The organism is Pseudomonas floridensis (assembly GCF_002087235.1).
Classification (GTDB): domain Bacteria; phylum Pseudomonadota; class Gammaproteobacteria; order Pseudomonadales; family Pseudomonadaceae; genus Aquipseudomonas; species Aquipseudomonas floridensis.
Window position 1 is genome coordinate 22,919 of record NZ_MUIO01000035.1, and the last position, 12,666, is coordinate 35,584.

Annotated in this window: 10 protein-coding genes and 1 pseudogene; all 11 read left to right on the top strand. The window is 59.1% G+C overall.

Going from position 1 to position 12,666, the window contains the following annotated elements:
- The first annotated feature begins 8 nt into the window (after positions 1 to 8).
- Positions 9 to 1,514 carry a glycerol kinase GlpK gene (gene glpK, locus BZK31_RS10835; RefSeq protein WP_083182655.1) on the top strand — a complete coding sequence of 502 codons (1,506 nt, stop codon included), beginning with the start codon at positions 9 to 11 and terminating at the stop codon, positions 1,512 to 1,514.
- A gap of 91 nt (positions 1,515 to 1,605) precedes the next feature.
- Positions 1,606 to 2,361 carry a DeoR/GlpR family transcriptional regulator gene (locus BZK31_RS10840; RefSeq protein WP_083182656.1) on the top strand — a complete coding sequence of 252 codons (756 nt, stop codon included), beginning with the start codon at positions 1,606 to 1,608 and terminating at the stop codon, positions 2,359 to 2,361.
- Between the two features lie 319 nt (positions 2,362 to 2,680).
- The gene (gene glpD, locus BZK31_RS10845) at positions 2,681 to 4,222 is read left to right on the top strand and encodes a glycerol-3-phosphate dehydrogenase (protein ID WP_083182657.1); all 1,542 of its coding nucleotides are present in this window, start codon (positions 2,681 to 2,683) and stop codon (positions 4,220 to 4,222) included.
- 418 nt (positions 4,223 to 4,640) lie between these two features.
- Entirely contained in the window at positions 4,641 to 5,567 is a 927-nt protein-coding gene (locus BZK31_RS10850) for a glutamate/aspartate ABC transporter substrate-binding protein (RefSeq protein ID WP_083182658.1), read from the top strand.
- A 112-nt stretch (positions 5,568 to 5,679) separates the two neighbouring features.
- Positions 5,680 to 6,426, top strand: coding sequence for an amino acid ABC transporter permease (locus BZK31_RS10855; RefSeq protein WP_083182659.1), 747 nt, complete (start codon positions 5,680 to 5,682; stop codon positions 6,424 to 6,426).
- The gene (locus BZK31_RS10860) at positions 6,423 to 7,091 is read left to right on the top strand and encodes an amino acid ABC transporter permease (RefSeq protein ID WP_167377924.1); all 669 of its coding nucleotides are present in this window, start codon (positions 6,423 to 6,425) and stop codon (positions 7,089 to 7,091) included. Before BZK31_RS10855 ends, BZK31_RS10860 begins: the two co-directional genes overlap by 4 nt.
- A complete protein-coding gene (locus BZK31_RS10865) occupies positions 7,088 to 7,822 on the top strand; it encodes an amino acid ABC transporter ATP-binding protein (RefSeq protein ID WP_083182661.1) in 735 nt (244 codons plus the stop codon). Before BZK31_RS10860 ends, BZK31_RS10865 begins: the two co-directional genes overlap by 4 nt.
- A 59-nt stretch (positions 7,823 to 7,881) precedes the next feature.
- On the top strand, positions 7,882 to 9,801 hold the full coding sequence (gene aauS / locus BZK31_RS10870; RefSeq protein WP_083182662.1) for a two-component sensor histidine kinase AauS: 1,920 nt from the start codon (positions 7,882 to 7,884) through the stop codon (positions 9,799 to 9,801).
- Positions 9,802 to 9,811: 10 nt separating this feature from the next.
- Entirely contained in the window at positions 9,812 to 11,140 is a 1,329-nt protein-coding gene (aauR, locus tag BZK31_RS10875) for a two-component response regulator AauR (RefSeq protein ID WP_083182663.1), read from the top strand.
- A gap of 18 nt (positions 11,141 to 11,158) precedes the next feature.
- Positions 11,159 to 11,497, top strand: coding sequence for a GlpM family protein (locus BZK31_RS10880; protein ID WP_083182664.1), 339 nt, complete (start codon positions 11,159 to 11,161; stop codon positions 11,495 to 11,497).
- A gap of 353 nt (positions 11,498 to 11,850) precedes the next feature.
- A pseudogene (locus BZK31_RS30365) lies at positions 11,851 to 12,666 on the top strand (DUF6861 domain-containing protein); the annotation flags it as partial.

Below are 12,666 nucleotides of genomic sequence, written 5' to 3' on the forward strand. Positions count from 1 at the left end.
CAATCGACATGACAGACACACAGAACAAGAATTACATCATTGCTCTTGACCAGGGCACCACCAGCTCGCGAGCCATCATCTTCGATCGCGACGCCAACGTGGTGAGCACTGCCCAAAGCGAGTTCGTCCAGCATTACCCGCAGGCAGGCTGGGTCGAGCATGACCCGATGGAAATTTTCGCCACCCAGAGCGCGTGCATGACTAAAGCGTTGGCCCAGGCCGATCTGCACCACAACCAGATCGCCGCCATCGGCATTACCAACCAGCGCGAAACCACCGTGATCTGGGAACGTGACACCGGTCGGCCGATCTACAACGCCATCGTCTGGCAGTGCCGCCGCAGCACCGAGATCTGTCAGCAACTCAAGCGCGACGGCCTCGAAGAGTACATCAAGGACACCACCGGCCTGGTCATCGACCCGTACTTCTCCGGTTCCAAGGTCAAATGGATCCTGGACAACGTCGAAGGCAGCCGCGAGCGCGCCCGCAAAGGCGAGCTGATGTTCGGCACCATCGATACCTGGCTGATCTGGAAATTCACCGGCGGCAAGGTCCACGTCACCGACTACACCAACGCCTCGCGCACCATGCTGTTCAACATCCACACGCTGGAGTGGGATCAGCGCATGCTCGACGTGCTCGACATCCCGCGCGAGATACTGCCGCAGGTCAAGGCGTCGTCCGAAGTCTACGGCCACAGCAAGAGCGGCATCCCGATCGCCGGTATCGCGGGCGACCAGCAGGCGGCGCTGTTCGGTCAGATGTGCGTTGAACCCGGCCAGGCGAAAAACACCTACGGCACCGGCTGCTTCCTGCTGATGAACACTGGCAAGAAAGCCGTGAAGTCGGCGCACGGCATGCTGACCACCATCGGCTGTGGCCCGCGTGGCGAAGTGGCTTATGCGCTGGAAGGTGCCGTGTTCAACGGCGGCTCGACCGTGCAGTGGCTGCGTGACGAACTGAAGATCATCAACGACGCGCTGGATACCGAGTACTTCGCCAGCAAGGTCAAGGACAGCAACGGCGTGTACCTAGTCCCGGCCTTCACCGGCCTGGGCGCGCCCTACTGGGACCCATACGCCCGTGGCGCCCTGTTCGGACTGACGCGCGGCGTTAAAGTCGATCACATCATCCGTGCGGCGCTGGAATCCATTGCCTATCAGACCCGCGACGTGCTGGATGCGATGCAGCAGGATTCCGGCGAACGCCTCAAGTCGTTGCGGGTAGACGGCGGCGCAGTGGCCAACAACTTCCTGATGCAGTTCCAGGCAGACATCCTCGGCACGCATGTAGAGCGTCCGCAAATGCGCGAAACGACCGCGCTGGGCGCCGCATTCCTCGCAGGTCTGGCCATCGGGTTCTGGAGCAGCCTGGACGAACTGCGTAACAAGGCCGTGATCGAGCGGGTCTTCGAGCCCCTGTGTGAAGAGGCGCATAAAGAGAAGCTGTACGCTGGCTGGCAGAAAGCAGTAGCCCGCACGCGTGACTGGGAACCGCACGAAAACGAAGAGTGATCGTCTGACGGGGAGCAGGATTCAGGCTGACAGGGGCCATGTCCCTGCGGCATGATGGGCGCCATTTGCAGAGGGCGCCCAAGGAAAAACAATGAACCTGCCTCCCCGCCAACAACAGATCCTCGAACTGGTCCGTGATCGCGGCTATGTCAGCATCGATGAAATGGCGACGCTGTTCGTCGTGACCCCGCAAACCATCCGTCGAGACATCAACCAGCTTGCGGAAATGAACCTGCTGCGCCGCTACCACGGTGGCGCGGCCTATGATTCCAGCATCGAAAACACCGCTTACGCGATGCGCGCGGATCAGATGCGCGATGAGAAACAACGCATCGCCGAAGCCATCGCGGCGCAGATTCCCGACAATGCCTCGCTGTTCATCAACATCGGCACCACCACCGAATCCATCGCCCGCGCCCTGCTCAACCACAACAACCTGAAGATCATCACCAACAACCTGCATGTGGCCTCGATCCTGAGCGCCAAGGATGATTTCGAAGTGCTGCTGGCGGGCGGTAACGTACGCCGGGATGGCGGCGTGGTCGGCCAGGCCAGTGTCGACTTCATTTCGCAGTTCAAGGTCGACTTTGCCTTGGTGGGCATCAGCGGTATCGATGAAGACGGCAGCCTGCTGGATTTCGATTATCAGGAAGTCCGGGTATCGCAAGCGATCATCGCCAATGCGCGTAAAGTGCTGTTGGCGGCGGATTCCAGCAAGTTTGGGCGCAATGCCATGGTCCGCTTGGGGCCCATCAGTCTGATCGACTGCCTCGTCACTGACCAGCCGCCAGTGCCGGCGCTGCAACAATTGCTGAACCAACACAAGATTCGTCTCGAAGTGGTTTGATCCGGTCCTCGGCAGGCTTGCCCGCACTCCTCGCTCAAGCCTGAACGACGGAAGCGGGAGTGTTGACGAAAAACTGCACCTTGACTGAATGCACCGCCAACGCTCTGCGTCGGTACTTGCAGCGATGAGCAGCGATTCACACGCCTGCCAATCCCGTCCTACAATGTTCATTTTTGTTCTTTTCTAATCCCTTCATCAGTAATTTCAATCAATACTTGCTGGCGAGGGGATTTTTATTACGCTATGATTTTCGAAAGTGAACATTAATGTTCAGATTCGCCTTTCGAGCCAAGCTCACGCATTCTCCAGGAGGCCAACAATGCCCCACACTCACGCGACAACCGCTGCCCCTCTCTCCGAGGTTTACGACATCGCCGTGATCGGTGGTGGCATCAATGGGGTGGGCATCGCGGCAGACGCCTCCGGTCGTGGCTTGTCGGTCTTCCTGTGCGAAAAGGACGACCTTGCGAGCCACACCTCGTCGGCCAGCAGCAAGCTGATCCACGGTGGCCTGCGTTACCTGGAGCATTATGAGTTCCGTCTGGTGCGTGAAGCGCTGGCAGAGCGTGAAGTGTTGCTGGCCAAGGCACCGCATATCGTCAAGCCGATGCGTTTCGTCCTGCCGCACCGTCCGCACCTGCGTCCTGCGTGGATGATCCGTGCTGGTATGTTCCTTTACGATCATCTGGGCAAGCGTGAAAAGCTGCCGGCCTCGCGCACCATTCGCTTTGGTGCAGACAGTCCGCTGAATGCCAGCATCACCAAGGGCTTCGAATATTCCGACTGCTGGGTCGATGACGCCCGTCTGGTCGTGCTCAACGCGATGGCAGCCCGTGAAAACGGTGCGCACATCCACACCCAGACCCGTTGCGTCAGTGCGCGTCGTATCAAAGGCATGTGGCACCTGCATCTGGAACGCAGCGATGGCAGCCTGTTTTCGATCCACGCCAAGGCACTGGTCAACGCAGCTGGCCCATGGGTGGCCAAGTTCATCCGTGAGGACCTCAAGCTTGAGTCGGCCTACGGTATTCGTCTGATTCAAGGTAGCCACCTGATCGTGCCGAAGCTGTACGAAGGCGAGCATGCGTTCATTCTTCAGAACGAAGACAAACGCATCGTCTTCACAATTCCGTACATGGATCACTTCACGATCGTCGGCACCACTGACCGTGAATACCAGGGCGATCCGAACAAGGTGGAAATCACCGACGGCGAGATGGATTACGTGCTCAAGGTGGCCAATGACCACTTCAAGAAGCAACTGACTCGCGCCGACGTTCTGCATACCTACTCAGGCGTGCGCCCACTGTGCAACGACGAATCCGACAACCCGTCGGCCATCACTCGCGACTACACGCTGTCGCTGTCCGGTGGTGGCGACGAAGCGCCGATCCTGTCGGTGTTTGGCGGCAAACTGACCACGTACCGCAAGCTGGCCGAGTCGGCCATGGCGCAACTGGCACCGTTCTTCAAACAGATGAAACCGGGCTGGACTGCCAAATCCGCATTGCCAGGCGGTGAAGACATGACCACGCCAGAAGCGCTGGCGGGCGAACTGACCCGTCGCTTCAACTGGCTGCCTGAACCGATCGCCAAGCGTTGGGCCATCACCTACGGCAGCCGCAGCTGGCGTTTGCTGGAAGGTGTGCAGAGCCTGGAAGACATGGGTCTGCACCTCGGTGGCGGTTTGTATACCCGCGAGGTGGACTACCTGTGCGATCAGGAATGGGCCACCAACGTCGATGACATTCTGTGGCGTCGTACCAAACTGGGCCTGTTCACTACGCCTGAAGAACAGGCGAGCGTGCGCAGCTACCTGGAAACCGTTGCACGCAACAAGGCGGCCATCGAAGCAGCCTGATGGCGTCACTGATCAAGACCGTGTCGCAGGAGAGCCGGGTGCACGCCACTCAGCTCTCCTGCTGCCGTTCCCGGTAAGCCTCTCAATATTCTTCCGGCGAACCCGCCCTACGACACACCTCGCTTCGCGAACCGCATGGGACTGATCGGCAGTCCATTCGGTTTCCCGAACTCCATGTCCCTTCACGTTCGGCTTCCCGGACGCCGCGTCTCTCCTCCCCCGTCTCAAAAAAGATAAAACCCCTTTAAATTCAATAAATTAATCCTTTCTAAAAGCCTGGCACGACTCATGCTCTACACTCTGCATCGACAGCTTCGACATACGCGTGTGTCTGGTTCAGGACGCCGTTGAAGCAATCGTCAAGAAGTGGACAGCCCAAGGCGTCCTATCAATAAAAAATGAAATCGAGGATTCATCGATGCGCATCGTTCCCCATCTGTTGGGCGCAGCAATCGCTGCCGCTCTGATCAGCACTCCAGCACTGGCGGCTGAATTGACCGGCACACTGAAGAAGATCAAAGAGTCCGGCACCATCACCCTCGGCCACCGCGACGCGTCCATCCCTTTCTCCTACATTGCTGACGCTTCCGGCGTACCGATGGGCTACTCCCACGACATCCAGCTGAAAATCGTCGAAGGCATCAAGAAAGAACTGGACATGCCTGACCTGAAGGTCAAGTACAACCTGGTGACATCTCAGACCCGTATCCCGCTGGTCCAGAACGGCACCGTTGACGTGGAATGCGGCTCAACCACCAACAACGTCGAGCGCCAACAGCAAGTCGACTTCTCGATCGGCATCTTCGAAGTCGGCACCCGCCTGCTGGCCAAGAAAGACTCCAGCTACAAGGACTTCGATGACCTGAAAGGCAAGAACGTTGTGACCACCGCTGGCACCACGTCCGAGCGCATTCTCAAGGCCATGAACGCTGACAAGCAGATGGGCATGAACGTCATCTCCGCCAAAGACCATGGCGAGTCGTTCCAGATGCTGGAATCCGGTCGCGCCGTGGCATTCATGATGGACGACGCATTGCTGGCAGGCGAAATGGCCAAGGCCAAGAAGCCGGATGACTGGGCCGTGACCGGTACCGCACAGTCTTACGAAATCTATGGCTGTATGGTTCGCAAGGGCGATGAACCGTTCAAGAAAGCCGTGGACGACGCCATCGTTGCAACGTTCAAGTCGGGCGAAATCAATACCATCTATAACAAGTGGTTCCAGTCGCCGGTTCCGCCAAAGGGCCTGAATCTGCAGTTCCCGATGAGCGACAAGCTCAAACAATTGATCGCCAACCCGACCGACAAAGCCGCTGACCAAGTGGCTGACGACAAGAAGGCCTGAGCAACCGGTTCAGCGTCGCTGAACTGATTGCCTCCCGAGCGAGCACCTTGCTCGCCCGGGGACCGGCACCGCGTGCATTTCGATAGAAATAGAACAAGAGGGGGAGACCCTGATGAATTACAACTGGGACTGGGGCGTGTTCTTCAAGTCCACCGGCGTCGGCAGCGAGACCTATCTGGACTGGTTCATATCCGGTCTGGGCTGGACCATCGCCATTGCAGTCGTCGCCTGGATCATCGCCCTGATACTGGGCTCGGTCCTCGGTGTCATGCGCACCGTGCCAAACCGTCTGGTGTCGGGTATCGCCACGATCTACGTGGAAATCTTCCGCAATGTGCCACTGCTGGTGCAGCTGTTCATCTGGTACTTCCTGGTGCCTGACCTGCTGCCTGAAAACTTGCAGGAGTGGTACAAGCAAGACCTCAATCCGACGACCTCGGCGTTTCTGAGTGTCGTGGTCTGCCTTGGCCTGTTCACGGCCGCCCGTGTCTGCGAGCAGGTGCGTACGGGTATTCAGGCGCTGCCCAAGGGTCAGGAATCGGCCGCTCGCGCCATGGGCTTCAAGCTGCCGCAGATCTACTGGAACGTGCTGCTGCCACAAGCCTATCGCATCATCATTCCGCCGCTTACCTCCGAATTCCTGAACGTGTTCAAGAACTCGTCGGTGGCGTCGCTGATCGGCCTGATGGAGCTGCTCGCGCAGACCAAACAGACCGCCGAGTTCTCCGCCAATCTGTTCGAAGCCTTCACCCTGGCCACCCTCATCTACTTCACGCTGAACATGAGCCTGATGCTGTTGATGCGCCTGATCGAGAAGAAAGTCGCAGTGCCCGGCCTGATCTCTCTGGGAGGTAAATGATGGACTTCACTGGAATCGTTCCCGCCCTGCCGGGCTTGTGGAACGGCATGGTCATGACCCTCAAGCTGATGGCGATGGGCGTGGTCGGTGGTCTGGTGCTCGGCACCCTGCTGGCCTTGATGCGACTCTCATCGAACAAGCTGCTGTCCAACGTGGCCGGCGCTTATGTGAACTACTTTCGCTCGATCCCGCTGCTGCTGGTGATCACCTGGTTCTATCTGGCGGTGCCGTTCGTACTGCGCTGGATCACGGGCGAAGACACACCTGTCGGGGCGTTCACCTCCTGTGTCGTGGCGTTCATGATGTTCGAGGCCGCGTACTTCTGCGAAATCGTGCGTGCCGGTGTGCAGTCCATTTCCAAGGGGCAGATGGGCGCAGCCCAGGCCTTGGGCATGAATTACAGCCAGATGATGCGTCTGATCATCCTGCCCCAGGCGTTTCGCAAGATGACGCCCCTGCTGCTGCAACAGAGCATCATCCTGTTTCAGGACACCTCGCTGGTTTACACCGTGGGCCTGGTTGACTTCCTCAACGCCTCGCGTGCCAGCGGCGACATCATCGGTCGCGCCAACGAGTTCCTGATCATTGCCGGTCTGGTGTATTTCACGATCAGCTTCGCCGCCTCGCTGCTGGTGAAGCGTTTGCAAAAAAGGTTCGCCGTATGATTTCCATCAAAAACGTCAACAAGTGGTATGGGGACTTCCAGGTACTGACCGATTGCAGCACCGAGGTCAGCAAAGGCGAAGTGGTCGTGGTCTGCGGTCCTTCCGGGTCCGGTAAATCGACGCTGATCAAATGCGTCAACGCACTGGAGCCGTTCCAGAAAGGCGACATCGTCGTTGATGGCACCTCGATCTCCGACGCCAAGACCAACCTGCCCAAGCTGCGCTCGCGGGTGGGCATGGTGTTCCAGCATTTCGAACTGTTCCCGCACCTGAGCATCGTCGAGAACCTGACCATTGCGCAGATCAAGGTGCTGGGCCGCAGCAAGGCCGAAGCCACCGAAAAAGGCCTCAAGCTGCTCGACCGCGTCGGTCTCTCGGAGCATGCCCACAAGCATCCGGGCCAGCTTTCCGGTGGACAACAGCAGCGTGTGGCCATCGCCCGTGCCCTGGCCATGGATCCGGTGGTGATGCTGTTCGACGAACCTACCTCCGCGCTGGACCCGGAAATGGTCAACGAAGTGCTCGACGTGATGGTGCAACTGGCACATGAAGGCATGACCATGATGTGCGTGACCCACGAAATGGGTTTCGCTCGCAAGGTTGCCAACCGTGTGATCTTCATGGACAAGGGCCAGATCGTCGAAGACTGTCCCAAGGAAGAGTTCTTCGGTGACGTTTCCGCACGTTCCGAACGCGCCCAGCAATTCCTCGCCAAGATCCTTCAGCACTAAGCATTACGCCGCCAGTTGCCCGTCCTGCACGGGCGGCTGTTCGGTTCAGGACGACTGTGATGAAATGCGACCCCACTCCATATCGCGCCGCGCCGCCATCACTCGCCGTGAAACCCCGTCTGATCCGCCAACTGTTCCTGCCACCGCTGATCTTCATCCTGATGATCGGGCTCGGCTACGCAACGTATCTGGTCAGTGAACACAATGGCATCAAGAACCTGCGCGAAAGCGGCGAGCGGCAGCTGGAATTGCATGCGCGAACAGTCGAAAGCGAGATCAGCAAATACACCTATCTGCCCAGCGTGCTGGAACTGGAATCCAGCGTCTCGCAACTGCTCAACGAGCCAGGCCCCCAGCTTCAGCAGCAGGTCAACAGTTATCTGGAAGGCTTGAACCGCCGCAGTCGCAGCCGTGCCATTTTCGTGCTCGACACCACAGGCCGCGTGCTGGCAACCAGCAACTGGCGTGACAGCGACAGCTATCAGGGCGAAGACCTTTCATTCCGGGCGTATTTTCAGGACGCTGTGCGCGGCTTGCCCGGACGCTTTTACGGCATCGGCACCACCACTGGAGAGTCCGGTTATTACCTGGCCCACGGGCTGGAAGAAAAAGGCCGGATCATCGGCGTGGCCGTGATCAAGGTTCGACTCGAAGCCCTTGAAGAACGCTGGCAGCGCGCCCGCCTGGAGGCCTTCGTCAGCGATGAGAACGGCATCATCATTCTGTCCAGCGATCCGGCCCGTCGCTTGAAATCGGTACGCCCGCTGACCCCGGACATCAAAGAGCGGCTGGCGCGCAGCCTGCAATATTACTGGTGGCCGCTCAACGAGCTGGTGCCGCTGGAACGCGAGTCGCTCTCTGAAGGCGTCGAGAAACTCACCTTTCCGGCCAATATCACGGTCGATCGTGAGCACAAACAGGTCAGCTATCTGGCGCAGACTCGCCAGTTGAGCGATTCGCCCTGGCACTTGACCCTGCTCACCCCGCTCGAAGACCTGCGCCGCGAAGCCGCAAGCCACGGCATGCTGGTGGCCGTGGCCTTCGCGCTGGTGACGTTCCTGTTGATCGCCTGGAACGAGCGTCGCAAAGTGATCGCCACCCGTCTGGCCGCTCGCGAGGCACTGGAAGCGGCCAACAATGAGCTGGAACGCAAGATCGCCGAGCGCACCGAACACCTGCGTGCCAGCAACGAACGCCTCAAGGCGCAGATTCGTGAACGTCGGCAGGCCGAGGACACCTTACGCAAGGCGCAGGATGAACTGGTACAGGCGGGCAAACTCGCCGCCATTGGTCAGATGTCCACCAGCATCGCCCATGAACTGAATCAGCCGCTGGCGGCCCTGCGCACGCTGTCCGGTAATACCGTCCGCTTTCTGGAGCGTGGCGCGCTGGATACCGCAAGCACCAACCTGCGTACCATCAATGATCTGGTGGACCGCATGGGTCGCATCACGGCCAGCCTGCGCGCCTTTGCCCGACGCGGCGACGATCAGGGTCAGGCCCGATTGAGCAAGGCGTCAGACGCGGCGCTGCAATTGCTGGCGGTGCGTATCGAACAGTCCGCCCTGACGCTGCATCAGGATTTCGCCGACGCCACACTCGCCATCGATCAGACCCGACTGGAGCAGATTCTGGTCAACCTGATCGGCAACGCCCTCGACGCCATGCAGGCGCAGCCCCGGCCGCAACTGTGGATAGAAGGCGCGATTGCCGAAGGTCGCTATCGCCTGCTGGTTCGTGACAACGGTCATGGAATCGACAGGGAGACGCGCAAACATCTGTTCGAACCGTTCTTCACCACCAAACCCGGCGAACAGGGGCTCGGGCTGGGCCTGACCCTATCGGCCAGCCTGGCAGCCGCGGCCGGAGGCAGCCTGAGTGCGGAGGATACGGACGACGGTGGCAGCACCTTCGTACTGTGCCTGCCCTTCATCGAAGACAGCGCGCCAACCGAACCTCGCCCAAGCGAGCCGACATGAGACATCAACCATGAACATCAACAGTGACTTGACCGTCCTGATTGTCGAAGACGACCCGCATGTATTGCTGGGCTGCCAACAGGCGCTGGCCCTGGAAGACATCGTCAGCGAAGGCGTTTCAAGCGCCGAAGAAGCGTTGCAGCGCATCGGCGACAATTTTGCCGGTATCGTCATCAGCGATATCCGTCTGCCAGGCATCGACGGGCTGGAGCTGCTGAGCCGCCTCAAGGCGCGTGATAGCAGCCTGCCGGTGGTGCTGATTACCGGGCACGGCGATATTTCGATGGCCGTCAACGCCATGCGCGATGGCGCCTACGACTTCATGGAAAAGCCCTTCTCACCGGAACGGTTGGTCGATGTCACGCGGCGCGCCCTGGAGCAACGCGCACTGGCGCGAGAAGTCTGGGCGCTGCGCAAGCAACTGGCCGAACGCGATTCGCTGGAAGGCAAGATCATCGGTCGCTCGCCCGCCATGCAAAACCTGCGTGCGCTGATCGCCAATGTCGCCGACACCTCTGCCAACGTGCTGATCGAAGGTGAGACCGGCACCGGCAAGGAGCTGGTCGCTCGCTGCCTGCACGATTTCAGTCGCCGCAAGCACAATCAGTTCGTGGCCCTCAATTGTGGCGGGCTGGCGGAAAGCCTGTTCGAGTCGGAAATCTTTGGCCATGAAGCCAACGCCTTCACCGGAGCCGGCAAGCGCCGGATCGGCAAGATCGAACACGCCCATGAAGGCACGCTGTTTCTCGACGAAGTGGAAAGCATGCCGGTCAACCTGCAGATCAAGCTGTTGCGCGTCCTGCAGGAACGCACACTGGAACGTCTGGGGTCCAATCAGAGCGTGGCGGTGGATTGCCGGGTCATTGCGGCCACCAAGTCCGACCTCAATGCGCTGGGCAAGACCAATCAGTTTCGCAGCGACCTTTACTATCGCCTGAACGTGGTGACGCTGGAACTGCCGCCGCTGCGCGAGCGTCGCGAGGACATCCCGCAGTTGTTCGAGCATTTCCTGCAACTGTCATCATTGCGCTTCGATCGGGAACCGCCCGCACTGGATCGCCAGACGATGTCCAGCCTGATGAGTCATGACTGGCCGGGCAATGTGCGCGAACTGCGCAACGTCGCCGAACGCTTCTCGCTGGGCCTGCCAGCGTTCAAGCAGACCGGGATGGTGATCGAAAACCAAAGCCTGGGATTTGCCGAAGCCGTGGAAGCGTTCGAGCGCAACTTGCTCAGTGAGGCCTTGCAGCGCAGCGGCGGCAACCTCAGCCAGGCCAGTCAGGAACTGGGCATGGCCAAGACCACGCTGTTCGACAAGGTCAAGAAATACGGCCTTTGAGCCGGTCAGGAGAAGCCGTTGGACTTGGTACTCAAAGCGTTGTTAGGCGGTGCGGTGGTCGTCATCCTTGCGGCTCTGGCCAAAACCCGCAATTACTACATAGCAGGCCTGATCCCGCTGTTCCCGACGTTCGCACTGATCGCTCATTACATCGTCGGCAAAGGCCGGTCGCTGGACGACCTGAAAACCACCATTGTGTTCGGCATGTGGTCGATCATTCCCTACTTCGTCTACCTCGCGGCGCTCTACCTGCTGGTCGATCGCCTGCGCCTGGAAGCCTCACTGGCCCTCGCCGCCGTCGCCTGGCTGATAGCGGCAACACTGCTGGTGACGGTGTGGGTGCGGGTTCATGGGTGAACAGCAGCCCCTTTCCACAATCCAGTGTAAGAGAAGTCGGCGAGCGAAGGTCAGCCAAGGCAAAAACAGGCAATGAAGCGGAGCTCAGTGTTGTACATGAGCATTCCGAACCTGTTTTTAACGCAGCATCACCGAGCGCAGCCACTTTTCGTACAGAGCCTAGACGTAACCCCGACCTGATGCAGCCCGTGCGCTACGTAAGAATTTTCCGAATTTAATAGGTCTCACCTGCGCTGTCCGCTTCTGCATCGTGCTTCTGTTAAGTTGCGCGTGAAAGCTGTATCAGAAGTTGTCAGGGAGACATCATGTTTTTTCTTCATATGCTGCCGTCATGGGACCAGATGGAACAGCGCATGAATCGCGAGGCGAACGTTCAGCGAGTCGGCCACTTCCGCACACACTGGAACGAACCCGTAGCTTCGCCTTCGTTGATCAGGCATCGCTTCCACTGCGTCAGGGTGGCGTTCGAAAGGGCCGGACGGGAAGCCGACCCCATATTACGTCAACGCTTCGCGGATCTCGACATTGGAAGCGTCATTGACGACTTGATTGATGTCGTCTCACAGATGGCGATGATCGTAGTGGGTAGTGCACTGGCCGGTGGATTGCTCGGTGCAGGCGTGGGCACGCTCTTCTTTGGGGCTGGTGCGTTCCCGGTGCAATGATGGGCGCAACGCTGGGCGTGCAGGCCAGCACCTTCATATTGGGTGTACTGGGTCTTGAGTCCATCGCAGAGTATGTGGTGGGCGGCTTTTCAAATATCATCGGTTTTTACATGCGAGGTATCACCACGGCATGGAACGGACCGCGCGGAGAACAAGGTCTGAACGCCTTTATGCGGGACGATCCGCTCGCTCAGACAAGCGCTGCTCAGGATATCGCTCAAGGACACGTTGAAGTGGTGATCCTGCTGCTGGGCGCCATTGTTCAATACATCACCCGTGGGCGTGGCAATGCTCACGCGCTCGCGCATGAAATGCAAGCCAGTGCCAAAGGCGAACGGCTAGGACTGTGGATGCTCAAACATGAGGAGGCGTTGAAGAATCGCCCTGACTTGCAAAGGCAAGAGCCGCGTAAAAGCGCACTTGACACGCCTGAACTTCAACCGCCTCTTGGTCACACTGATACAGCCGTGGAAAAAACCTGGCCCCTAGGGATGCTCCGATCAA

What these genes read in the sequence shown, in the direction of transcription:
- BZK31_RS10860 (WP_167377924.1), top strand. Translation starts at nt 6,423, where the DNA reads ATGATGGACTTCACTGGAATCGTTCCCGCCCTGCCGGGCTTGTGGAAC.
- BZK31_RS10840 (WP_083182656.1), top strand. Translation starts at nt 1,606, where the DNA reads ATGAACCTGCCTCCCCGCCAACAACAGATCCTCGAACTGGTCCGTGAT.
- BZK31_RS10855 (WP_083182659.1), top strand. Translation starts at nt 5,680, where the DNA reads ATGAATTACAACTGGGACTGGGGCGTGTTCTTCAAGTCCACCGGCGTC.
- aauR (WP_083182663.1), top strand. Translation starts at nt 9,812, where the DNA reads ATGAACATCAACAGTGACTTGACCGTCCTGATTGTCGAAGACGACCCG.
- glpD (WP_083182657.1), top strand. Translation starts at nt 2,681, where the DNA reads ATGCCCCACACTCACGCGACAACCGCTGCCCCTCTCTCCGAGGTTTAC.
- glpK (WP_083182655.1), top strand. Translation starts at nt 9, where the DNA reads ATGACAGACACACAGAACAAGAATTACATCATTGCTCTTGACCAGGGC.
- BZK31_RS10865 (WP_083182661.1), top strand. Translation starts at nt 7,088, where the DNA reads ATGATTTCCATCAAAAACGTCAACAAGTGGTATGGGGACTTCCAGGTA.
- aauS (WP_083182662.1), top strand. Translation starts at nt 7,882, where the DNA reads ATGAAATGCGACCCCACTCCATATCGCGCCGCGCCGCCATCACTCGCC.
- BZK31_RS10850 (WP_083182658.1), top strand. Translation starts at nt 4,641, where the DNA reads ATGCGCATCGTTCCCCATCTGTTGGGCGCAGCAATCGCTGCCGCTCTG.